Origin of the sequence: Pedobacter sp. WC2423, assembly GCF_040822065.1 — a bacterium.
Taxonomy (GTDB): domain Bacteria; phylum Bacteroidota; class Bacteroidia; order Sphingobacteriales; family Sphingobacteriaceae; genus Pedobacter.
Genome location: NZ_CP162005.1, coordinates 613,276 through 637,512, shown reverse-complemented (window position 1 = coordinate 637,512; position 24,237 = coordinate 613,276). Strand labels below are relative to the sequence as shown.

Annotated in this window: 21 protein-coding genes; 8 read left to right on the top strand and 13 right to left on the bottom strand. The window is 38.2% G+C overall.

The annotated features are described in order from the left end of the window. Positions 1-65 precede the first annotated feature (65 nt). The 4 genes from AB3G38_RS02225 to AB3G38_RS02210 form a co-directional block, all read right to left on the bottom strand. Complete coding sequence (locus AB3G38_RS02225; RefSeq protein ID WP_367866871.1) at positions 66-1,244, bottom strand: ROK family protein; 1,179 nt, start codon at positions 1,242-1,244, stop codon at positions 66-68. Positions 1,245-1,399: 155 nt separating this feature from the next. Next, the gene (locus AB3G38_RS02220; RefSeq protein WP_367866870.1) at positions 1,400-1,888 is read right to left on the bottom strand and encodes a DUF421 domain-containing protein; all 489 of its coding nucleotides are present in this window, start codon (positions 1,886-1,888) and stop codon (positions 1,400-1,402) included. An 18-nt stretch (positions 1,889-1,906) separates the two neighbouring features. Continuing rightward, positions 1,907-2,197, bottom strand: coding sequence for a hypothetical protein (locus AB3G38_RS02215; RefSeq protein WP_367866869.1), 291 nt, complete (start codon positions 2,195-2,197; stop codon positions 1,907-1,909). Between the two features lie 67 nt (positions 2,198-2,264). Continuing rightward, on the bottom strand, positions 2,265-3,371 hold the full coding sequence (locus AB3G38_RS02210; RefSeq protein ID WP_367866868.1) for a hypothetical protein: 1,107 nt from the start codon (positions 3,369-3,371) through the stop codon (positions 2,265-2,267). Between the two features lie 216 nt (positions 3,372-3,587). Between AB3G38_RS02210 and AB3G38_RS02205 the strand changes: the two genes are divergently transcribed. The 7 genes from AB3G38_RS02205 to AB3G38_RS02175 all read left to right on the top strand — a co-directional run bounded on the left by AB3G38_RS02205 (position 3,588) and on the right by AB3G38_RS02175 (position 12,450). Further along, positions 3,588-4,991 (top strand): alpha-amylase, encoded by a 1,404-nt coding sequence (locus tag AB3G38_RS02205; RefSeq protein ID WP_367866867.1) that lies wholly within the window; start codon positions 3,588-3,590, stop codon positions 4,989-4,991. A 20-nt stretch (positions 4,992-5,011) separates the two neighbouring features. Further along, positions 5,012-5,998: a hypothetical protein gene (locus AB3G38_RS02200; RefSeq protein ID WP_367866866.1), complete on the top strand. Its 987-nt coding sequence runs from the start codon at positions 5,012-5,014 to the stop codon at positions 5,996-5,998. A gap of 618 nt (positions 5,999-6,616) precedes the next feature. Next, a complete protein-coding gene (locus tag AB3G38_RS02195) occupies positions 6,617-9,502 on the top strand; it encodes a TonB-dependent receptor (protein WP_367866865.1) in 2,886 nt (961 codons plus the stop codon). Between the two features lie 60 nt (positions 9,503-9,562). Continuing rightward, positions 9,563-10,228, top strand: a complete 666-nt coding sequence (locus tag AB3G38_RS02190) for an HAD family hydrolase (protein WP_367866864.1) — start codon at positions 9,563-9,565, stop codon at positions 10,226-10,228. Between the two features lie 72 nt (positions 10,229-10,300). Then, positions 10,301-10,822 (top strand): hypothetical protein, encoded by a 522-nt coding sequence (locus AB3G38_RS02185; RefSeq protein WP_367866863.1) that lies wholly within the window; start codon positions 10,301-10,303, stop codon positions 10,820-10,822. A gap of 183 nt (positions 10,823-11,005) precedes the next feature. Continuing rightward, positions 11,006-11,497, top strand: coding sequence for an Lrp/AsnC family transcriptional regulator (locus AB3G38_RS02180; RefSeq protein WP_367866862.1), 492 nt, complete (start codon positions 11,006-11,008; stop codon positions 11,495-11,497). Continuing rightward, positions 11,494-12,450, top strand: a complete 957-nt coding sequence (locus AB3G38_RS02175) for an EamA family transporter (RefSeq protein ID WP_367866861.1) — start codon at positions 11,494-11,496, stop codon at positions 12,448-12,450. The genes AB3G38_RS02180 and AB3G38_RS02175 overlap by 4 nt, the downstream gene beginning before the upstream one ends. A gap of 54 nt (positions 12,451-12,504) precedes the next feature. On the opposite strand, the gene AB3G38_RS02170 is transcribed toward AB3G38_RS02175, so the two are convergent. Both AB3G38_RS02170 and AB3G38_RS02165 read right to left on the bottom strand, forming a co-directional pair. Then, complete coding sequence (locus AB3G38_RS02170) at positions 12,505-13,023, bottom strand: ExbD/TolR family protein (protein WP_367866860.1); 519 nt, start codon at positions 13,021-13,023, stop codon at positions 12,505-12,507. A 226-nt stretch (positions 13,024-13,249) separates the two neighbouring features. Then, positions 13,250-13,555 carry a hypothetical protein gene (locus AB3G38_RS02165; protein WP_367866859.1) on the bottom strand — a complete coding sequence of 102 codons (306 nt, stop codon included), beginning with the start codon at positions 13,553-13,555 and terminating at the stop codon, positions 13,250-13,252. A 247-nt stretch (positions 13,556-13,802) separates the two neighbouring features. On the opposite strand from AB3G38_RS02165, the gene AB3G38_RS02160 reads away from it, so the two are divergent. Next, positions 13,803-14,675 carry an N-acetylmuramoyl-L-alanine amidase gene (locus AB3G38_RS02160; RefSeq protein ID WP_367866858.1) on the top strand — a complete coding sequence of 291 codons (873 nt, stop codon included), beginning with the start codon at positions 13,803-13,805 and terminating at the stop codon, positions 14,673-14,675. 52 nt (positions 14,676-14,727) lie between these two features. Here the strand turns inward: AB3G38_RS02160 and AB3G38_RS02155 are convergent, their stop codons facing one another. From AB3G38_RS02155 to AB3G38_RS02125, 7 genes are all read right to left on the bottom strand, one after another. Next, positions 14,728-16,614, bottom strand: coding sequence for an MASE3 domain-containing protein (locus tag AB3G38_RS02155; RefSeq protein ID WP_367866857.1), 1,887 nt, complete (start codon positions 16,612-16,614; stop codon positions 14,728-14,730). A 98-nt stretch (positions 16,615-16,712) separates the two neighbouring features. Beyond that, positions 16,713-17,288 (bottom strand): DUF1572 domain-containing protein, encoded by a 576-nt coding sequence (locus tag AB3G38_RS02150; RefSeq protein ID WP_367866856.1) that lies wholly within the window; start codon positions 17,286-17,288, stop codon positions 16,713-16,715. A 125-nt stretch (positions 17,289-17,413) separates the two neighbouring features. Further along, positions 17,414-18,100: a hypothetical protein gene (locus AB3G38_RS02145; RefSeq protein ID WP_367866855.1), complete on the bottom strand. Its 687-nt coding sequence runs from the start codon at positions 18,098-18,100 to the stop codon at positions 17,414-17,416. Positions 18,101-18,171: 71 nt separating this feature from the next. Next, positions 18,172-19,044, bottom strand: a complete 873-nt coding sequence (locus tag AB3G38_RS02140) for a helix-turn-helix domain-containing protein (protein WP_367866854.1) — start codon at positions 19,042-19,044, stop codon at positions 18,172-18,174. Positions 19,045-19,164: 120 nt separating this feature from the next. Further along, entirely contained in the window at positions 19,165-20,607 is a 1,443-nt protein-coding gene (locus tag AB3G38_RS02135; protein WP_367866853.1) for a M16 family metallopeptidase, read from the bottom strand. A gap of 31 nt (positions 20,608-20,638) precedes the next feature. Further along, complete coding sequence (locus tag AB3G38_RS02130; RefSeq protein ID WP_367866852.1) at positions 20,639-21,952, bottom strand: M16 family metallopeptidase; 1,314 nt, start codon at positions 21,950-21,952, stop codon at positions 20,639-20,641. A gap of 106 nt (positions 21,953-22,058) precedes the next feature. Beyond that, positions 22,059-24,209 carry an ATP-binding protein gene (locus tag AB3G38_RS02125; RefSeq protein ID WP_367866851.1) on the bottom strand — a complete coding sequence of 717 codons (2,151 nt, stop codon included), beginning with the start codon at positions 24,207-24,209 and terminating at the stop codon, positions 22,059-22,061. Between the last annotated feature and the right edge of the window lie 28 nt (positions 24,210-24,237).

Genomic DNA, 24,237 nt, shown 5'->3' with positions numbered 1-24,237 from the left:
TTCTAGGTTAGTTATTCGATTTAGTTTTATTTTATATTAGTTATTAGTGTGAATTAAAAGTTAAATCAGTCAAATTCGCAATGCTCAATGACTAAGCTTGCTCCTGCCAGTAATTCTGCATCCGCGGCTAATTCTGAGAGTATGACTGAAGTCTGAGCAGCTATTCTTGGAATACAGAACTCATTGATAGCTTGTTGTATAGGTGGCAGCAATATTTTACCTGCTGCTGCACCCCTACCGCTCAGTACGATACATTCAGGATTCATAATATGGATTAATGTGGCTACACCTTTTCCAATGTGAAACGCAGCTTCAGAAAGAATAGAAACGGCTAAAGGATCATGGTTACTTGCTGCTTCTAAAAATAATTCCCCCGTATTCCTGCTTTCATCTTTAAAAAGTTCAGTCATACTGGTGGCTTCGCCAGTTTCCATAGCCATTTTTGCTTTCTGTGTCATCACCAAAAGAGAGGTTTCCACTTCCAGACAGCCGCGTTTGCCGCAGGAGCATAATGTATTGGTTGCAGATAAAGGAATATGGCTGAACTCACCTGCGTATCCGCTGTTTCCACGGTATAACTGGCCGTTGATAATCATCCCTAAACCAGTTCCCCAGCCAATATTAACAACCATTACATCTTTCATTCCTACTGCGGCACCAAAAAACAACTCTGCATTGGCAATCAGGCGCGAATCATTATCTATGAATACCGGAAGTTTAAGCCTGGTTGTTAAATATTGACCAAAATGAGATCCGTCTTTAGTTTTCAGATGCGTGTAGTTTACACCTTCTTCTGCACTGATAAAACCAGGCATACCGATTCCGATTCCAAGGAATTTTTTTTGATCTATACCAGATGCATCAATATTTTCTGCAATAAATGAAACGAGCTTATCTACTGCTTCTTCATCATCAAGAATATCAAGTTCAAGTTTTTTAACGGGAAGAATGATTGTATTGGCCAGATCATAAATGATTAACCGGGCGGTGAACTGATCTGTAGCGACAGAAATAACATAACGCTGTTTTTCGATATTTAAAAGGAATAAAGAAGCTCTTCTTCCCCCTGTTGAAGGCCCAAGGCCTTGCTCCTGTACATATCCTTCTGAAACCAGCTCATTAACTACTTTCGTAACCAATGGTAAACTCTTAGCAGTCAGTTTACTTAGCTCAGTTAGCGAAAGTGGATTTTTATAATAAAGTTGCTTGATAATATCAACTCTTAATAGTTCCCTATTATTCATAGTTGCAATAGTCTGGTTTAGTTGGCTTTACCAAACTTAATAATTAAATTTTAAACATTGCTAATACTTATTAAATAAAATAAAAAGTATTAGCAATGTTTAAAATTTATTTGCTAACTAAAATATGGAGGGTATATTTTCCTTATTTATAAAATTTATTCTTTTTTGATGATACTGATCTCCCCGCTTCTTTCCAGACGTGCTTCTTTTATAACCTCAAGATTATTAAGATTCCCATTTATTCTGACACTTTCCATCAGATCACCTTTGGACATCAGGCTTTTATCCAGATTTTGCTGCTCTACTATCCCTTGTTTATATAATATTCTTTCTGGTCCTTTAATGATACGGTCAATCCATTTGTGATGTAAACTTGCCCAGGCTAAAACACGGTGTGCCATAACAAGTACAAAACCAGCGGTGACTGTGGGGATAAAAGCAGAAGCACCGACTACTACTCTGCTAAGTAATGCGCCAATTGTGATCACAATGATATTATCAAATGTGGTTTTTTTACCGAATGTCCTGCTACCGGAAATCCGGATAAATAATAGCATGATGATATACATCACCAGTGCCCGGCATCCCATATTTAATGCATTAAGATCCTTGCCCTCACCAAATATCCTGATCATTAAGTCCATTGGATTTATTTATATTGCTCAGATATGTTCCTCAAGGTATAAGTCAATTTCACGGCCTGCACGCTCAACCAGGTACTCAGTTAGCGAGAGGCCTTCATGATCATCATGAGCAGGATCTGGTTCATACATTGGCAGATCTCCTGCAATAACATCGGCTGGCGGAACTTGTTCCCAGTTATGCCCGTCAAAATAGATGGCTCCTAATATTCCTCCATAATAAATTACTTTAAAATAGCCCTTGTCGTCGGGCAGGATGGTTAAGGTAATTTCTTTTTTACCGTGTTCGATTTTAATGTTAAATGGTTCCATATGCTGATTGCTGCCCTTTTGTGGGTGATAGGTTTAAACATCAGCTTATTTAAAATGTTTTCGAATTCTATGGAAGATCCTTTTTGAATTGTTCAAAAAGTTCAGGGTTCATTACTTTGAAGTTCTTTTTTAAATCAGCCTGTTCATTATCGGCAGCTATAATTACAAAATCATTTGTCTTATTCAGTTTGAATTCGTTCAAACAGGCCTTCAACTTCATGGTTACGTTTAAGATAGTTTTTTTTGCAACTGCCTGTTTTTGCTGCATTTCCGTCTCCTGATTGTAGAAGGAAAAAAAGTTTTCCGTTTCCTTATCCATTTTAACATCCATGTTGAATTGATAATCAGCAGGATTCCAGACTATCCATTTCATTTTGATCTCTTGAGCCTGCCAGTGGTCTTTTTCGGCTTTAGTACCGTAAGCAATACCTGGTGGGAACAAATCAGCATTACCATAGCAGATATACAAACAGTATAATTCTTCTTGTACAGCATGCTGGTGGATATTTTGCCGGAGTACAGTAAATAATCTTTCTTCGGCCATCACCGTAAGCTGCTTAAAACTGATGGACTTATCCGGTTTCTGATAGATGACGCTTTCCTGGTTTTCTGTAATAGTTTCCAGCAGGCCAAACTGGTCATATTTGTATTCATGGTTCCTGTCTGTTTCAAAATCTTCAAATTCCAGATGGCATTTCTTTTCAATCAGCTTTTGATGGCTGTCATAATGATAAGTTGCATAGTCACATTTGCATTGATTGTCAGCAACAGTAATATGTTGGGTAAGCCGATCTTGCTGGTAATAGAAACGGGAAATTTGTTCGATCTCCTTTTCATCATAAGAAAATCTATAGCGGGTTATTGTATCGTGAGTTCTGATAAAAAACAGCTCATAAAAATAGGACTCAAAACTAGTGTATTGTCTTTCAACAATGATTTCACCCTGAGCATTTAAACCATAATGATGATGCTGCGCTTTTTTTTCCGGCTCCTCCTTGAGCTTGCGTCCCCTTGCCCAGTTATTACTTTCATAATGAAAAGGCTCTGGATTGTATAAATCACTGGTTGCCCAGAACCATGTTGCAACCTGATTTTCGGTTTCACTTTTTAGTTGTTCAAAGTCTGCTTTTGTAAAGTGTTCAATTTTTATTTTAAGATCGGCTATTTCTCTCATTATATAATATGCTTACAGCAACGAATTATCAATGAAGACGAAGATAATGGAATTGCTTTCTTTACCAATAAATTATTAATTATAATCAACAATTGTGTTCAGATTAAATAAATTATTGTATTTTTATTCTGGTTCGGGAACGTTCCCGAATCAGATCAGACTTGTCGGGAAATATGCGCTGAACAAAACATTAAACCAAATAAATAACCAAATCGTATGAACAAAAAATCAGCTTACCTGGCAGGGAAGACTGTCCTGTTTATGGGCTTTTTTCTTTCTTTCACTGCATGCAAAAAGTCAGTAGTCACTGACCCTGCCCCATCAAACAATTTTAAACAGATTCAAGTTGACGCAGCCAAAGGCTCCGGAAGCGATGTAATGATGCAAGCATTTTACTGGGACGTTCCTCAGGGCGGCTGGTGGAATACCCTGAATGACAAAATACCGGCATGGAAAGCAGCAGGAATTGGCGCAATCTGGCTTCCGCCTGCTACTAAAGCACAAGGTGGTGCAACAAGTATGGGTTATGATCCTTATGATTATTTTGATTTCGGCAGTTACACTCAGATGGGTACAAAACCCACAAGATTTGGTGATTCTACCAGCCTTGGCAAATTGATAACTACTGCGCATAATAATAGTATAAAAGTATATGCAGATATTGTACTCAATCATTGTAGTGGAGGGACTTTAGAAGCGAACCCTTATACCAATACCAGTACTTATACGAAATTCACTCCTTTGTCCGGAAAATTTCAGCGGACTTATAATGATTTCCATCCAAATGACATTGAAGCTGCTGACGAGGGTGCTTTTGCCGGATTCCCCGATCTTTGCCATAAAAAAGCAAATGTTTCTAACTGGATCTATAATGCTTCCTACAGCATGTCTAAATTCTATAAAAACAATCTTCACTTTGATGGATTTCGTTTTGATTACGTGAAAGGCTACGGTGCCTGGGTAGTCAAAAACTTCGTAAACAGTGTAGGTGGCCCAGCTGCCGTTTTTGCTGTTGGTGAGGAATGGGATGGAAATGCTGCAAATTTACAGAACTGGGTAGATGCAACTGAACAAACTTCTTCAGCTTTTGATTTTGCTTGTTTTTATGCAATGCATAGTGCTTTTGATACGAATGATCTGACACATTTGAATGATGACATGTTATTAAAGAGAAATGCAGCCAGGGCAGTTACTTTTGTAAGTAACCATGATACTGATATTACGACGAATAAGTATGCTGCTTATGCTTATATCATGACGCACGAAGGGTATCCTTGTGTTTTCTATAAAGATTACGAGAATCTGCTGGACAAAAACAGGATGAACAACCTGATCTGGATCCACAAAAACCTGGCTGGAGGAACAACAACCAATTTATATTCAGCTACTGATCAGTACATTGACAGAAGAAATGGATACGGAACGCTTCCTGGTTTAATTGTTTACTTTAATGGTAGTGATAACTGGCAGCAACAGTGGGTAACTTCTAACTGGGCAAATAAAAAGATAAAAGAATATACAGGAGCATCGAACTGGGAGCCAACTGTAGCGGCTGACGGAAGGGTGCTGATCCAGGTTCCTCCACACGCTTATTCCATCTGGTCTGTTACTGGTTTGTAACACCACTCATCATTTATCCTATGAAAAGAATCATTTCTTTAGTCCTGCTCTCTTTACTTTTTGCCTGTAAAAATCATTCCGAAACTCAAAGGATTAAAGGTGATTTGAATTATACACCCGTTAAGATAGAGTCTGAACGGATATCGGCCGGATTCTATCTGACTGCTGATCTTAAAACGCAGGAACTGCAGGCCAGTATTCAGCTCAGTAATCCGGGAAGCAGTGTTTTAACGATCAGTGAAATTGAAATAGCTACAGGTGAAGGTCTGCGGACATTGCCCAAGACTGGAAGTACCGGATCAATAGTGCTTAAACCCGGAGAAAACAAGTCTCTTTTTTTAAAATTTCAGCCTTTAAATGAACTCAGAACGTATCAGCTTACAGGCAGGAACGGTCATTTCAAATCCCTCTACAATCTTTTAGTCAATTATAAAACAGAGGATAATAAATCAGCAGTAATCAGTATGACCACAACTTTACTACCAGCTGAATATAAAGTATACCTTGACCAGCATCAAATTACTGCCACTAGTTATTCTTTTAATACAAAGTCCGGTTTCACCAGAAAGCAGCTTACTTATTTAAACAGTATAAAACAAGTTAAAAAACCGCCATTTGTTTATGTAAGCGATCAGGAAATTGCCCTTTCAGGTATAAATTTCAGACTCAGAAGTTATCAGGAGCGGGACACTTTAAATGCTGAAATATTTATAGTAAACCATTCTGGTTTTTCTGTAAAAATAAATCAGGGTAAACTGGATATCAAATATCCCGGGGAATCTCCTGCTGTTGATTTGAAGGGAGTAGTCACCGTAGAAAAGATTTCGGGGTCAAAACAGGAGCTGTATACCATAGAAAAAGGTGACCGCGTTTTAATCCATCTTAAAAAACCGTTTAAAACCACCGCAGAAAAGGTGATTCTATCTTTTAATAAAGCTTTTGAATTTAATGATCATCTTCCGTTATTTAAAAATAACATAGAGTTAATAAAGGTTAACCTGCCTTAAATCACCACAGGGTATTAAAGCAACTGAATAATATAAAAACCTGTATCCTAAAAAATGCAATTAAAAGGATTAAGCATGCGGCCTGGAAACGGGCCGTATTCTTTAAACTGATTTTCCAATTTAGCAACAACCAGCTGCTTAAGAGAGAAAAGCATAACAAAAACAGTTATTTATCGAATTTAATTCGATTTTCCAGCTTTTAATTCACGCATAGTCTTAAAAAAGAAAATGCAAATTCTCATTTCACAGAAAAAACAATCAAATACAAACAGAAGGCTAATATAAAACCACACGAAATCAGACATATACCCCAGAATTAGATTACAATAGGATTAAAAAACAGTTAATTACTGAAATACAAAAAATAAGCAGCGTTCGCATCACTAAATGGATGCTTGAATTCAATTTACAACGATTTATATAAATAAACAACAATAAATTTAAAAAAATACAAACAATGCTGTTTTAACGAATAACATTTCCAGAAGTTGACATCAAAGTACTTAAATTATTAGCCCAAAATAGCAAACACAAAATAAAAAAAAATCATAAATAGGTTTGTAACCATAAATTTATTGTAATATTTTAGTTAGATTACAATCTAAATAAACCTAACCTATGATTAAAACCTTACAAAAAATCGTTTTCATCCTCTTTTTTCTGATGATTACGAACCAACTATTCTCCCAGGTATTAAAGGGAAAAGTCACTGATTCTGCCGGACTCGTGATTCCGGGCGCAACACTACAGGTAATTGGCCTTAAATTGGGAACTTCTACAGATTCTAATGGAAAATATGCCATTAAGTTTCCAAAAGCTGGAACTTATAAACTCCGTGTTTCTTTTACAGGGTATCAGAACACAGAAGCAGCTATTCAAATGGATAGCAGTTCAAAAACTACAGATTTCGTTTTAATGGACACTAAAACATTATTGCAGAATGTAGTAGTTATCGGATCCAGGTCAGCGGTACCGAGAACAAACATTGAAAGTGTAGTTCCTGTAGATTTAATTACAACCAAAGACGTGAAAACATTTGCACAAGTAGACCTGACCCAGATATTAAACTATGTAGCTCCTTCATTTAGTTCCAACAGACAAACTGTTGCAGACGGAACTGACCATATTGACCCGGCATCACTCCGGGGATTGGGCCCTGACCAGGTATTAGTTTTAGTAAACGGTAAACGCAGGCACACTACCGCACTGGTGAATATCAATGGTACATTTGGCCGGGGTTCTGTCGGTACTGATTTAAACTCAATTCCTGTGTCGGCTATTGAACGGATTGAAGTTTTACGTGATGGTGCAGCAGCACAATATGGTTCGGATGCGATTGCAGGCGTAATCAACATTGTCTTGAAAAAGGTAACCCCTTATAGCTTTTCTACTTCATTCGGCCAGTCTGATTCTAAAGCTTTAGGACGCGAATTTAGTGATGGACGTACTTTTCAGGCCGATTTCAGCAAAGGATGGGCTTTCAATAATGACAAGGGCTTTATCAATTTTGCAGGTCAATATATCAAACGGGAATATACAAATCGTGGTGGTTTAGACACCCGCCCGCTCTTATATTCAGCAGCACCTGCAAAGGGCGCGCTGGAAACCGAGGCAGCATTTGAAGCCAGGTATGCAATTTTAAAAGCCGCGGATGATGCAAGAGCAGCCGCAAATGGGCTGGATAGAAATAATATGCGTGTAGGGAACTCTGATTCAAAAAACGGAGGTTTCTTTTTAAACGGGCAATACAATTTCACAAAAAGTTCCAATCTTTATTTTGCAGCCGGATATACGCATAAAACGGGTAGTGCTGCTGGATTTTTCCGTTTACCAACGCAAACTACACAGATTGACCTGACTTTGTTTCCTAATGGATTTCTTCCTTTTATAGACACAAGAATTAATGATCTTTCCTTCTCTATCGGTTCAAAAGGTAAAATAGGAACCTGGGATTATGATATTAGCAATACCAGCGGTGAGAACAATATTAAGTTCAACATCAACAATACAGTTAACGCTTCCCTCCCGCCTGGCACAAGCCCTACTTCATTTTATGCGGGTGAATTACTGTTCAGACAAAATACCAGCAACCTGGACCTGAGTAAAAAACATGAGTTTGATGGCGGATTTATCACCTCACTAAATACCGCTTTTGGGGGAGAATTCAGGGTTGATAATTATCAGATCAAACCAGGCGAGGAATTATCTTATTCTTTTGGCCAGCCATCGGCAGGTATCCCGGGAAGACTGGCAGGCACTTCGTTTACGGCAGCTGGTTCACAGGTATTTCCTGGATTCAAACCCAGTAATGCAGTTGACAAATCAAGAAATAACGTAAGTGCTTATGCAGATTTTGAAGCTGAGTTTGGCCCAAGAGTACTGCTGGAAGCTGCAGGACGTTATGAAAACTACAGCGATTTTGGTGCTAACTTCTCTTACAAATTCACCGGTAAAGTGAAATTATTTGGCGACATCTCTTTACGTGGTGCTTATGCAACTGGCTTTAGAGCCCCTTCTTTACATCAGCGCTATTTCAACAATGAAAGTACACAGTTTGTTGCGGGTAATCCAACACAGGTATTAACTGTTAATAACGATAATCCTATTGTTGGCCAGTTTGGTGTTGGCTCTTTAAAACCAGAAATCTCCAGATCAGGAAGTCTTGGTTTAGCAGGAAAGATAGCCAAAACGTTTACTTTCACTATTGATGCTTACAATATTGATATTAAAGACCGGATAGTTTTCTCTAGTCAATATGCACGCGAAAGAACAAGTGCAGGAGCATTAATTCCAACGGGTGTAGTCAATCAGATTTTAAACACAGTTGATCCGAATGCGCAGGTAAACAGTGTGCAATTTTTCACGAATGCCATTACAACCAATACTGCCGGTTTGGATGTCGTGCTGACCAATAAATTTTATTTAGGCAGTAAAAGCAATTTATTGTTAAGTATTGCTGGAAACTTAAATAAAACTGTAGTGAGAAGCATTAACGGAGGAGATAAAATAGAAAGCAATCCTACATTAAAAGCCAAATTATTTGACCGTTTAGAGCGTTCACGTTATGAAAGTTCAGTACCTAAAAACAAGTTAAATATTACTGCTAATCTGACTATTGACAAATTAAGTTTTGTGGCAAGAGCGGTTCGTTTTGGAGAAGTAACTTATCTGAATGCGATTGATCCAAACATTCCATCAAATAACTTACCAGTACAGCTGGATCAAACATTTACACCAAAGTGGGTAAGTGATTTTTCTGTTAGCTATGCAGCAAATAAGGTTTTAACATTAACCATTGGTGCAAATAACATTTTTGATGTATATCCTGATAAACTATATATCAATCCAAGAAACAATGCGAACAATTTAAGTGGTATTCCTACCGAAAATTATACAGGTAACCTGGATAATACTTCAAATGGAAGATTTTTATATCCAAGGGCAATCAGTCAGTTTGGTTACAGTGGTCGTTATGTATATGCAAAAATTGGCTGTACATTCTAAATTCTTATAAAATGGAAAAGGCTGTAGCCTTTTCCATTTTATTCAGCTTAACTTTGCAGGATGAATAAAGAAATTGCTGTCATCTTTGACATGGACGGAGTAATCTGTCATACCAATCCCTATCATTCCATGGCTTTCCGTGAATTTTTCTCCGTACGTAACCTTTACCCTACGCCAGAAGACTTTGCAGCACATATGTTTGGAAAAAGCAATCGCTATATCCTGTCCCATTTTTTAGGAAGACCTGTTGCAGAGGAAGAGTTATATGAAATGGAAAATGAAAAGGAAAGTCTTTTCCGGAAAATATATGCTCCGCATATCGAACCCATTGCTGGTATCCTTGAATTCATTACTGATTTACAGCATAACGGGGTTAAAATGGGGGTGGCTACATCTGCACCTTGCGCCAACCTGGATCTGATTTTAAGCGAGGTACCCATCCGTGAAAAATTAGGTTCTATCCTGGCGAGTGAAGATGTTAAAAAGCACAAACCAGATCCTGAAGTATACCTGGCCTCCGCTCATAATCTGAGTGTCTCTCCTGAACAATGTCTTGTTTTTGAAGATTCATACTCAGGCATTTCCGCTGCACTAAATGCAGGAATGCGGGTAGTGGGCGTATTAACTTCTCACACCGCAGAAGAACTGCCAAAGTGTAATTTATATATAGATAATTATAAAGAGTTGTCATTTGATAAAATTAAAGCGTTGTTTCTTAATTTATAAGGATGTGGCATTATTTTCGAATGTGATATTACTATGCTGTAATCAGCACAGCTATAACCTAATAACCACAAAATGAAAAAGCTAATATTACTTAGTTTGCTTGGCATGATAGGCTTTTTGCCATACCATGCAGCAGCACAGATCAATGTAAATGTCAATATCGGATCACAGCCACTGTGGGGCCCGGTAGGTTATGATCATGTAGATAACTATTATCTTCCGGATATAGAAAGTTATTATAACGTACCTAAGCGGCAGTTTTCGTACCGTGAAGGGAGCAGATGGATATCTTCATCTTCACTTCCTCCCAGATACAGTAGTTATGATCTGTACAATGGCTATAAAGTTGTCGTAAATTCAAGTAATCCTTACCGCAATTTTAATAGTGACAAAGTAAAATATGCAAAGTATAAAAAAGTACGTAATCAAAAAGTAATCAAGTATAGTGATGATCCAAGGTATTATGCAGTCAAAGGACATCCACACGGAATGCCGCCCGGACAGGCTAAGAAATATGATTCAGGAAATGACAAAAAAGGTGACTGGAAAGACAAAGGCAATAATGGTCATGGAAAAGGAAAACATAAAGATTAAAATGAGTTCTTAACAAGAATCTATAAGATTTTATAAACACAAAACCACTCTGCTGAACGGCAGGGTGGTTTTGTGTTTATAAAGAGATGTTATCCTAATCAGCGGCAATCATCTATTCAGAATTTATTATATTTATTTCACAATATAAATGAATATAATTCTGAATTGTATTACATTTATAGAATGATAGTCGAAAACAACATTAATTTAGATCATATTGATCTTGCGATATTAAGATTAATGCAGGATAATTCAAGAATTTCCAATGTCCACCTGGCAAAAGAACTTGATATGGCACCATCTGCTGTTCTGGAGCGGGTAAAGAAACTGGAACAAAAGCAAGTAATTGTTCAATATACGACCAGGATTAATCCCGCAGCAGTAGGTCTGAAATTGCTGGCCTTCATCTTCATGAAAGCATCACACAGCCTGGGATGTACAACTACCGCAATTGAACTTGCTAAAATAGAAGAAGTTCAGGAGGTGCATATCATTGCAGGAGAGGATTGTTATTTAGTTAAAGTGAGAACGGCAGACTCTGCCTCTTTGATGGAGTTGATGCGAAATTCCTTTAGTAAGATCACAACGATCGTGTCTATCCGTACGACGATCGTTCTGGAAACTGTAAAAGAACAACAACAATTAGTCATTCCTGAAAACAAAAAAGTATCATGACCAACAAACCCGCCTCTCCGCTCCTCGTCTATCTCGCATTTGCCACTGTATATATTGTATGGGGGTCTACCTATTTTTTCATTCAAAGAGCCCTTGCCGGCTTTCCGCCATTTTTTCTTGGCACTTTCCGTTTCGTCATTGCAGGCACCCTGCTTATGACCTGGTGTAAATTCAGAGGAGAAAAAATATTCGACTGGAAAAATATAAAATATGCAATAGTTAGCGGTCTGTTAATGCTTGGGGTTGCCAATGGTACAGTAATCTGGGTAGAACAATTTATTCCAAGTGGCCTGGTAGCCATTATGGTTGCATCCGCAGCCATCTGGTTTGTAATTCTGGACAAACCTAAATGGAAGGAAAACTTAAGTAGTCAATCGACAATAGCAGGATTGATTATAGGCTTTATTGGTGTAATCCTGTTATTTTCGGAACAAGTAATTCAGGCAGTAAATACAACTCAAAGCTCAAACCAGATAGTAGGAATGTGTTTGTTGGTTCTCGGCCCGGTTGCCTGGGCTGGAGGATCTTTATATTCTAAATACCATTCAGCACCCGGGAGTTCTGTATCTGTAAATACAGCCTGGCAAATGCTGGCTGCAGGTACTGCTTTTATAGGAGGTAGTGCACTGAGCTCTGAGTATCAGCATTTCCACTGGGGCAGTGTATCACTTAGTGCCTGGTTAGCTATTATTTACCTGATCATATTTGGTTCAATTGCTGCATTTAGTGCCTATGTATGGCTCTTAACAGTTCGTCCTGCAACCCAGGTAAGTACCTATGCTTATGTTAATCCCGTGGTAGCAATTCTATTAAGCGTATGTTTTACCAGTGAAACAGTCAGTCTGATTCAAATTCTCGGATTGTTTGTTATTCTTGGAAGTGTACTCTTGATTAATCTTGCCAAATACAGGAAAGATAAAAACTTAACTGCTGATTTAGAGTTAACCAAATAAAAACAGTGCAGGCAAGGTCGTTACAATGCTTACCTGCACTGTTGAACAGTTCAATTATAAAATATTATTGAGTTTCATAAATGTCTTTTCAGCATCAGTAATATGATGATCATCAATTGCCGGAGCATTCGTGATTTTTACTACAGACAACTCATCCATGATATCTACAAAATTTTTATAGGTAGCCCCTGCTGTAGGCTTAATAATGACAGTAAGTGTCTTGTCAGGACGATTCGCATTCGCAAGAGCTACATTCATTTTATTGTTTAAAATGGAGTGCCTGATATGACTGAACCCTTCAATATTTGGCCTGCTTTTTCCTGCTTCTCCCATATACCACGCCACTTTATTATCTTTACCCAGTAAAATAGTCATGGTTCTTGAAGCTGCATAATCCAGGGTCGCATCCGGATCACTAGTGTCTGGTTTAGCAATATCCATAGCCACTGGCTTAGCAAGGGAAGTAGTCAGCATAAAAAAAGTAATCAGTAAAAAAGCCAGGTCTACCATTGCAGTCAGATCAACTTTAGGAATACTTTTTCTGTTACGGGAGGTATTGTTTAATTCAGCCATAATCTTTTTGTTTTTATCGCCACTGGCGAATGGGGTTCGGTTTATTAAACAGATGATGCTGATTATGGATCATTTCCATAGCATTATCTTAAAAAAACACTTAACCAGATAAAAACAGATTAAACAATAGCTTATTCAGACAAGAACTGAAGCTCATTCATAGCATTCAGGAAGAAAAACAAACTGGTAGTTTTACAGAATGAACTATAAAACTACCAGCATTTGATTAAGGTTTTACCGGACTCGGATTTTTGTCACCTGTCATTCCAGGAGTAGTTGTGGTACCAGGAGGCGGCGTACCTTGCCCGTTAGTGCCTGTCGCACCAGCCCCTGAGCCTTCAGTACCCGGGCCAGCCCCGCTAACGCCCACACCTGAAGTATCTGACCTGGTGGTATCATGCATTGTAGTATCCATGGAAGATGTATCTGTCATTCCAGTATTTGAGGTATCACTACTACCTCCTTTGTTTGAATTACATGCCGTAAAAACCATTCCGGTTAAGGCTACGACTGCCAGAAACTTTAAATTCATAATGTTCTGTTAAGGTTAAACATCTGTTTTGAACAACTCCTATTGTTCAGTTTCTACCTTAAATCAAAAAAAACGTTTAAAGTTTTATATTTTTTATTATTTCTGCCGAAACTTGTTATTTCTTCTTCTTAGTAATTTTCAGGGCAATGAATTCGAACTAAGTTTAGAATTTCAGCGTTATCTTTGTAAATTTGTGAATTATCCTCAAAAGGATTTTATAAAAACACTAATAAACCTGCAAAAAATAATGCCTGAAAACATTAAAAACAAAACAGCCTTTAGAACTGCTTTTACTGTTCTTTTTCTGCTTAGTTCTTCTTATATATACGCACAAACGCCTCAGCAAGTACAACCAGTACCACAAATACAAACAGCGCCTGCGGTACAACAAGTCAAACCAGCTCCTGTTCTTAAGCCAATGATCATCGTTATTGATGCGGGTCACGGTGGAAAAGACGGATCAACAAGGGGTTTGTTTTCTAAAGAAAAAGACGTTGCTCTGGATGTTGCCATGCTGCTGGGACAAACAATCGAGAAAGAAATTGAGAACACCAAGGTAATATATACACGTACAGAGGATGTTTTTATCCCTTTATATGAACGGATCGACATCGCAAACAAAGCGCACGCCGACTTATTTATTTCTATTCACTGTAATTCAATGCCAGGAAACATGAGAGGCAGAACAGAAACTACAGGAGTGGAAACATTCGTTTCCGGTTCTGGCAGATTAGGCGAACAGGATGTAGCGGTCAGAGAGAATGCGGTAATCTTACTAGAGAAGGATTACAAGGAAAACTACGACGGATATAACCCAAATGATCCGGAAAGTTTTATCATCCTTTCGCTGATGAAAAATGCGTACCGCCGCCAGAGTATTAAACTGGCAACTTTAATTCAGCAGCAATATGTCAAAGTTGGCCGCGTTAACCGTGGGGTAAAAGAACAAAGTCTGGCTGTATTGGCAAGAGCAGGTATGCCTGCGGTATTAACCGAAATAGGATTTATCAGTAATCCTGAAGAAGAAGAATATATCAACTCTTTAAGTGGAAGACAAGAGATTGTTCAAAATATCAAAAATGCGATTCAGGAATATACAAAGCAACTGATCGCTAATTAAGTTGTTAAATGATAAAAGCTCCTGAGGAGCTTTTATCATTTAACAACTACGTTTAAACAGAAATATCTTTGGAAGAATGCACCGTCTGAGTTGGTATCGTAAAATAGATAGTCGTCCCCAGCCCCAGCTCACTTTCCAGCCAGATACTTCCACCGCTTATTTCTACAAATTCCCTGCATAATCTTAGCCCCAAACCTGTTCCTGTTTCATTTTGAGTTCCAGGTGTAGAAAAACTGCTGTCGGCTTTGAACAGCAACTCCATCTGTTTCTTTTCAATACCGACGCCAGAATCCGTTACTGAAAACAGGATCTCATCCTGACGGTCATAAGCATTGAGCACCACACTCCCACCTGCATAACTGAACTTGATCGCATTAGCAATGATATTCCTCAATATTGTACTCACCATTTGTTTATCTGCAACAATTCTGGCCGAAGGTAATTCTTCAATTTTGATCTCTATTCCTTTCGCAACAGCAATGGAAGAAGAAATATGTTTAATTTCGTTGAACAACTCAACAACGTCCAATTCCTGTAAATCAGGTTTCAGCACTCCGGTCTGCATCTTTGACCAATGCAGCAGATTTTCTAATAAAACATAGGCTTGTTTAGCGGAATCATTCATTCTCATAGCTAAACTTTCAATTTTCTCAGGACTCAGCCTATTCACATTTTTATAAATCAGCTCACTAAAAGAGATCAGTGAAGTGAATGGATTTCTCAGGTCATGCGCGATAATTGAAAAGAACTTATCCTTGGTATTATTCAACTCCATTAACCTTAATTCCGTAATCCTTAAAGCTGTAATATCGTAGCAAATGACTAAATAAGTCGCTTCATGATCTTCCAGGCCATATTCAGGAATTACCTGGATAGAGAAAGATCTGGCATAATTTCCTTCATTCAGATCAAAATTAGCTTCCTGGGTGATCTTTGTTTGTTTCACCGCGATTAACATTTTGATTAACAGGTGCTCAAAAGAAGCAGGAAATCCAAGATGGCTTAATTTCCTTCCAGTATAAGTTCCATGCTGCAGGGAAAGAAATTGTTCCAGCGCGCAGTTGGCATATAAACACCGGAAGCTCCGGTCAAAGCGGAAGATCAGCTCAGGAAGATTTTCCGTCAGCGTCCTGTACTTTTCTTCATTATCCTTCAGATCTTTAAAGATGAGTTCTGTGGGTTTGGTAAATCCGGTTTCTACGTTGGCCTTATAAATTAAAAAGAACGAAATCAACTTTGCATAATGCCCTATTTCTGCAGGTACACTAAAAAAAGAAACATATAAGGTGAAACAGAATTCACTGAGGATAGCAAAAAACAGAGATACAATCAAAAACCGAAACACAGAGGCACTAAAACTATTGCGGGAACTATACAACAGAAATCCGGCAAAAAAGAGCATGGCGATAATTACATATTCAGCAGTAATTTTGAAAGGCGTCTGCCCTATTCCTTCCAGATAACAAACAGGAAATATCTTCCAGTATAAAATAGATAAGGTAAAGAGTATCGTTACTACGCAATAAGTCAATATTGTAATATCTCCGTTGAGTACTTTCTTTCTTTTCAGAAACCAGAAACCCATCATGAAGGTTAAAGCTTCAAGAAATCTTGTGGCAATCCAAAACTGATTTGTATAATAAATAGTTCCTGGAATAATATTCAGGCCCGGATAAGTAATGGTATGCAGCAGATCTAAGGTGCCAATAAAAATATAGGCCATCCCAACGAAATACAAATAATTGTTATCAATTATTTTCCTGGTGTTCCAGGTCACTATAAAAACTGCGAAGGCAATTACAATGGCAGAAAGTTCAACAATAGTATGAAATAACAGGAAATTTTGCTTCACACTTATCTGAAATATCAATACCAGTAACCCCACTGTAAAAATGGTTCTGTAATTAGCCTTGATAAAACTATGCAGATAAGCTTTCAACTGTCAATTGATTAGATACTATCACCAGCCTAAATTTAAATAATTGTCCTTATAAACAAAAACATAAAAATCACCGTTTATAAAAGCTATCGTAAAGACTAAATCTTTCCTTTATTCAGGAATTCATCTGTAAAATGCGTCTTCGTTTTCGGCCGAGCAAATTTTTCTCCGTTAAACTTTTGAGAATCTCCACGTGGAATGGATAAAGAATCCCAGTTGTCATTCTTCAGCATTTTACCCAAAAATACGAGCTGACCGATATGATATGGGTAATGCGCCAGCTGTCTGTTCACTGCTTCAGTAATGGAGTGCCCCTGATTCCTGATATAAATAATTTTTTCAAAATTATCCTCATTAATCGTATTCAAAGCTGTAAACAAACAATCCCAGCCTTTATTCCATAGCAACATTAATTCTGCTCTGTCTTTAACATCATTATCAAATTCCGCTTCCCGGTTACGCCATTCCTTTTCACCATCCGCTGTCAGAAAGTCTGTCCAGCGCGATAACATATTCCCGGATATATGCTTAACAATAGTTGCGATACTATTACTTTCCTGATTATATTGATAAAAAAGCTGTGCATCCGTCAGTTGTACAAAAGTTTTTTCGCCAAGCATTTTATAATATTCAAACTGTTTGAATACGCTTTCAAGATAGTTGTTGATCAGCATAAGCTTAATTGATATGATGACACTAATTTACAATATACCAACCAAATTTAATAAGCAATTAAGCGCGACCATTAAAAACCACAGATCCAGTAAAATATCTGATTTCATTTCGTTAATTCGTTTCATTATTGCCAGAATCCCTGTAATTTAATACTTCCGTTAAAATCATTTCGCTGTTTTAAATGGCTGCGGAGTTGCATCGCTGTTGGAATATGGCCAGCAATATAAATTGTCTCATTACTCAATTCCTGCTCATTCAGCCAGGTAACCAAAGAAAGATCCTTTTTATTTTCATTTAATGGCTGCAGATAAGTATCAAAATATTCTGAGAATTCCTGTGCATGTGATTCCATATTAAAACTAATCGCGCCGTAGACTTCACCAATACCCAGAGCCAATTGCTTTAAAGCCAGAAAATGACCGATACTACTGCTATCGCCTAAGCACAATAACCTGCTATCTGCTACTGGTTTGTGAAAAGTGCCTCCTATGCCGACATAAGAGAGAATGTCATCTTTTTTCAAATTACTGACCCAGTCACTTCCCGGCCCTTTGTGGTCTGAACTGATACAAAGCGTACACGTTTGTGTTTCAGTATCCCACAATGCCGGGGTATAATCACGATAGGTATATTCGGAAACTTTAACTTTTATATGCTGGACTGAAGTCCATTTTTCCATATCTACACCCGGAAGGTGCACATCTACTTCAAAAAAAGTGGCGGGATTCCACGCCCTTACTTCTAATACACGTCCTTGTTTTAAAACGCGGCTTTCAAAAATTGATAAGACTTTCTTTTTGATACTGTTCATCAGCTTTATTTTATACAAAAAAACGATAAAACAAATGCCCATTCAAGAGACTATCCAAGGTTTAACTTGGATTATTCGCGGTAGTCTTTCCGGAATTGTACAGCGGAAACACCCGCCACTTTACTGAACAGCCTGGAGAAATAAGCATGGTCATCATAGCCCAGTGAAAACGCAATCTGCTTCACCGTTAAATCGCTATAATATAGCATTCTCTTGGCTTCAAGAACGATTTCATGATGGATCCAATAGCTTACAGGGAAACCGGTTACCACTTTAACCACCTCGTTCAGGTAAGACAGGGAAAGCGAAAGCATATCTGCATACTGACTTGGATTTTTAAGGGTTTTAAATTGACTGCTTACTAATTTCCGGAACTCACTGGTAATAATTTCCGGTCTTAGCAGTTGCTTATCCTTTTCGGGATTACTGGACTTATAAAGTGCAGCAAAAATCCCTACATAAGCGGAAGCAAGCGAATGAATCACCGTGCCCGGCATCAAGGCTTGTTCGCCATCATCAAACATATCACACAAAAGCGCTGCACATTTAACCAACTGAGCTATTTTTTCGGTACTAACCACCAGGGTTTGCTGATGCAGTGCAAGTTCCTCGAAAACCTGCTGATAACTTTTGTCTACCAAAGAGGAATCTATAGCCATAAACCAACCTGCTGCCTCTTGAGAATCAGGCACATAATGCACTTGTCCTGGTAAGATAAAAAAAGCAGCACAACCACTGATTACTATAGTTTTAAAATCAATATTTACATGGCTATTTCCATATTCCTGAAGAATCAAAATATAATGATCATCCCGGTGTGCGCCCAATTTTCGCATATCATGTTTATTGAAATTGACAAAATGGCGAATGATTAACCCCAGTGAGGTACGTTCCTGCAATTTATGAACAGGTATGGTAGTCCGTTTTGGCTTTGATTTTTTCACGATTAAAATTAGCGTATTCAAAGATGACAAATTCCGGCAGTATAATACAAAAACCCCTGGTTTATAGCTAAAATTAAGTTTAACCTATAAACCAGGGGTTTTAATCCGTTAAAAAACAGCTTATTCAGCTACCTTTTTTGCTGCTTCAGAAACCACTTTTACCGGAACTGCATATCTATCATAGGCTTTAACAACAAATCCCATTTTCTTTAAACCCGGAACAAATTTCTCCTGGTTACCGACAATAACGATCCTTGCATCATCATAACCAAAATACTTTTTACTCACACGCAGGATATCATCGGCAGTCACTGCATTAATCTTCTGAAGATAAGTCCGGTAGAAATCTTTTGGAAGGTTATTGATCAGAATATTGCTTGCAAAACCAGCGGTACGCGCCGGATTTTCCAACCCCAGAGCAAAAGAACCATTGTAAAGGTTTTTGGCATTCTGAAGGTCATCAGCACTTACTTTTTCGGTACGCATCACCTTGATTTCTTTCAGAAATTCAACCACTGCACTGTCTACTTTTTCATTTCTTACTGCCGCATTTGCACGGAACGCTGATTGAAAACGACCTGAACCCGTGGAAGCATAAGCACCATAAGTAAAACCGTGTTTCTCTCTCAGATTTCTGAATAATTTAGCATCAGCACCACCACCCAGAATTTCATTCGCCAGTAAAACAGCATGATAATCAGGGCTGCTCATCGGAAGATCAATCAGGTTGGTTACCGTAATTTCTGATTGCACCGCGTTGGATACATCCACTACATCGACCTCAGTTTTAGAAGGGTTATTTACTTTTGCTAAAACCGGAAGCGCTAAAGAAGCACCTTTCCAGTCTCCTAATGCTTTAATTGCTATAGCTTTTGCCGCTTCAGGTTTAATATCTCCAACAAAAGTAAGATAGCCTCTGGAAGGAGTTACATATTTACTATAAGCTGTTTTAATATCATTCAAACTAAGTGCTTTAATACTTTCTTCAGTTTCAAACTCTCCAAACGGATGGTTCACCCCATAAGCAAGTGCATTTACTACACGTCCAGAAATAGCTTTAGCACTGCGTTCACTGGATTTTAAACCGGTCAGTGCCTGAGATCTTAATTTCTCAAAAGAAGCTTCCGGGAAAGCAGGATGACGTAAAGCATCAGCCATTAAAAGGAATGCGCTATCGAAATAACGGGTAAGTGCACTGGTATGTCCGCCAGTTGAAGAAACACTCACATCTGCACCCATCTGATCTACAGCTTCATCAAACTGCGCTTTGGTTTTGCTTGTCGTTCCCTCGTTCATTAATCCGCTTAGTAAAGCGATTGAACCCCCTTTCGACCCTTCAGTAACCGGGCCGGCATCTATGCTGAAAGTAGCGGAGACTTTTGGTAATTTATGATTTTCAACAACCAGAACCGTAATCCCGTTAGGGAGTTTATAGATCACCGGATCAGCAAAAGTAAGTACAGGTGCCGGCCCTGGTTTTGGTTTCTGACTTCTATCTAATTTTTGCGCTACTACAGACTGTACAAACAGTGTGGCAAAGGCAAGTATGAATATCTTCTTCATTTTGTAATTTTAATCTTGATTGGAAAGCGGACTATTTTTTAGGTAAGTAATAAAGAACAATACGTTGGTTCTTATTTAAATATTTACGGGCAACTTCCCTGATTTCTTCCCGTGTGATAGCTCTCACTTTATCTAATTCCTCATTCACATCATTCGTATCTTTATTGTGGAAAGTATAGCCATTGGCAAGATTCTCAGCAAGACCGATCATTTTACTGTTTTTACTCACATAGCTGTTTTCAAACTGGTTTTGTAATTTAGTCAGTTCAGATTCGCTGATCAGGTCAGTCTGTAAACGTGTAACCTCCGCATCGATATCTTTCAAAAGATCATTCAGTGGTGTATTGTTGTTAGGCAGTGCCAAAGTAATATAGACACCATAATCCTCTAAAGAATAATTAAAAGCGGCAACCTGAATTGCAGTTTTCTTTTCATCCACCATTTTAGTACTCAGTCTTGAACTGCCACCACCCGAAAGCAAGGTACTGATCATACCTAAAACCTGGCTGTCATGACTTTTCATACCTGGTACACGGTAAGCAGCAAATATCGCAGGGATCTGAATATTTGCATCATATGCAGTATCAATGATTTCTTTCTCTACAGGCTTCACTTCATAAACTGTTTTCACAACCGGAGCACCTTTTGGAACTTCTTCAAAATATTTCTGTACCAGGGCTTTCGTCTGGGCAACATCAATATCACCGGCAATAGTTAGTACGGCATTATTCGGAACGTAATACTTTTTAAAGAAAGCGATAAACTCACTTAATTTTGCAGCATCCAAATGTTCCATCGAGCCAATTGGCTGCCAGCGGTAAGAATGTCCCTGGAACAAACGGTCAAATATCTTTTCTGTAAACTTTCCATAAGGAGAGTTATCAATACGTAATCTTTTCTCTTCTTTAACAACTTCATTCTGTGTTTTAACCCCGATCTCATCTATTTTAGGATGCAGCATACGCTCACTTTCCAGCCATAATCCCAATTCTAACTGATTCGAAGGAAATACCTCGTAATAAAAGGTTCTGTCTTGCGAAGTATTTGCGTTGTTTTGCCCGCCATTGCTACTCACAGTTTTCATAAACTCTCCGCGTTTCATATTGTCGCTGCCTTCAAACAGCAAGTGTTCAAAGAAATGTGCAAAACCAGTTCTTTGCGGATCTTCATCTTTCGAACCTACATGATACATCACAGAAACAGCCACCACTGGCGCTGTTTTATCCTGGTGTAAGATGACATGTAATCCATTATCCATATCATACTCGGTAAACTTCACCTTTTGCGCCGAAGCACTCAGGAACAAGCCCGAAATGGCCATTGTGATTAGTAATTTTTGTTTCATATTTAAATTTATCGATAATTTATAAAATGGTAAGGTCGTTATTATAGTTCTCCCCTATCGTAAGACTCCGCGAAAAGATTAAAATTACATAAAAGAATAAAAATATTTATGACGGCTGTGATGGAAGGAGTTGTAATACAGCTGCAATTTTTCTAACCAGTTCTGACTCGATAAAAGGTTTTCTGATTAAGCCGGAAAAATCACTTGCTGAAATCTTTATATTTTCCAGCTCAGTTTCATTTCCTCCGATTACAATCACGGGTACTTTATGGATAGAACCCTCAGCAGACCGGATGGCAGAAAGCAGCTCATAGCCGTCCATTTCTGGCATATGAATAGCTGTCAGCACCACACTTACAGGGTTTTTATGTAAAATATCCAGAGCTTCAGCGCCATTTAATGCCTGGTAGAAGCTGATGTTCCACTTACTGGTCATCATTTTCAGAAACATTAAATTCAGTTCATTGTCATCGACTGCCAGAATACTGATGCCGTTCATCAATACCAGCGGGTCATCTGTTGCAGGTTTAACAACCCCGCTCTCTAAATCAATTCCTTGTTGATAAGGGATATAAAATTTGAAAGTACTGCCTTCTCCGGCTTTGCTTTCCACACTGATCTCTCCTTTTTGCAATTCGACCATCTGCTTGCATATATATAAGCCAAGACCAGTCCCAGCTTTACCTTTAGCAGAATTAGTTTGATAGTATTTAGAGAATAAATTGGTTTGCTGTTCCGCGCTAATCCCCATTCCAGTGTCTTTAATACTAATTTCCAGCTTGTTTTGCTGCGCCTCATTGCTAAGTTTTGCATTCACGGTAATACTGCCTGTATTGGTATACTTAATCGCATTACTCAGCAAATTAACCATGATCTGTTTTAACCTGAAACTATCGCCTGACAAGATAGCTTGTTTATCTCCTTCAAAATTATAATGGATTGCCAGCTTTTTTTTAGTGGCACTGAATTCCATGCTCTCTATCACTTCTTTCAGCGCAAAATCAGCATTAAAAGGCTCAGCATTAATCTTAAATTCATTAGTTTCCATCTTTGCTGCGTCCAGTGTATCATTCAGGGTAAGCAGCAGCATATCAGAAGATAAGGTAATAGAGCCCAGCATTTCTGTTTGACGCGGAGAGAGGCTGGTACGACTGAATATATAAAGGAAACCTTTGATCGCTGTTAGTGGATTTCGGATTTCATGGCTCATATGCAGCAGCAAGTCCATTTTTTGCTGAGCAATAGTTACAGCGCGATCATTTTCTTTACGCAGATCCACTTCTGACTTATCCAGCTTAATAATAAATATGATCAGTAATATGGCAAATACCAGCACCAGGAAAAGTGCCGCAAGGTAAAACTTGTTCAATAAAGCAGTAGTTTCCTGATAACTTTTGAAAGCCATCTCCTTAAATTCAGCAACAATACTATAATTGATTTCCCTGACGCCATTGATAATACGTTCCATCTCATTGTTGATGCGTATATTCAGAGTAATCAGTTCCTTTTGCGCAGTTAATAACTTTTCATTACGTTCCTGTAATTGTTTAATACCTTTTGTATAGGCTCTTTTATCATTTCCTGCAATTTTCATCGTCACAGAGTCAATAGCACCACTGGTCCGGTTATGGTTAATCTCAATTACCCCTGTTTTAGTTGAATTCGTATTAGAAATAGCATCTTTTAACCTGCTAAAGAGCCCTTTCTTTTGAACTTCCAATTCCTTACGGATAGTATCGGTTTGACTCTTCGTAATCTTTTTATTCGCATGCACCACCGTTTGGATACCGGGTAAATGCCGATTATTCAGGTTAAAATCAGTATAAGCAGTAAGCAGGGAATCAAAATTATGCTTGAGCGTATATAAGTTTTCAGATAGCTTTAATTTTTGATGATACCAATATCTAACTTTATTACGCTGTATAGCAGATAAACCTGCTGTATCCGTATTTTCTTTAAGCAGGGAATCGATCTCATTAAACGCTTGTGACAATTTTATTTTATAAGCATTGCTTTTAGTACTGTCTGTACTTAAAAGTGATTCCTGAAAATCATCTTCAGCCTGATGAAGCAGTAATAAAGCCCGCTGTGGTTTAGATTGATCGCGTTCTATATCGTAAGCGAATCTGGAAAGGTTTTCTAATTTATGAGTGATAGAATAGCGCACAAATAATGCAGCTATAGCCAGAACGATAACCCCGGCTAAAAAGGCAAGAATAATTTTTCTCGATAGAAATTTAGTATATGTAGGTTTCAAATCGTAAATATTTCATTCAATAGAACGA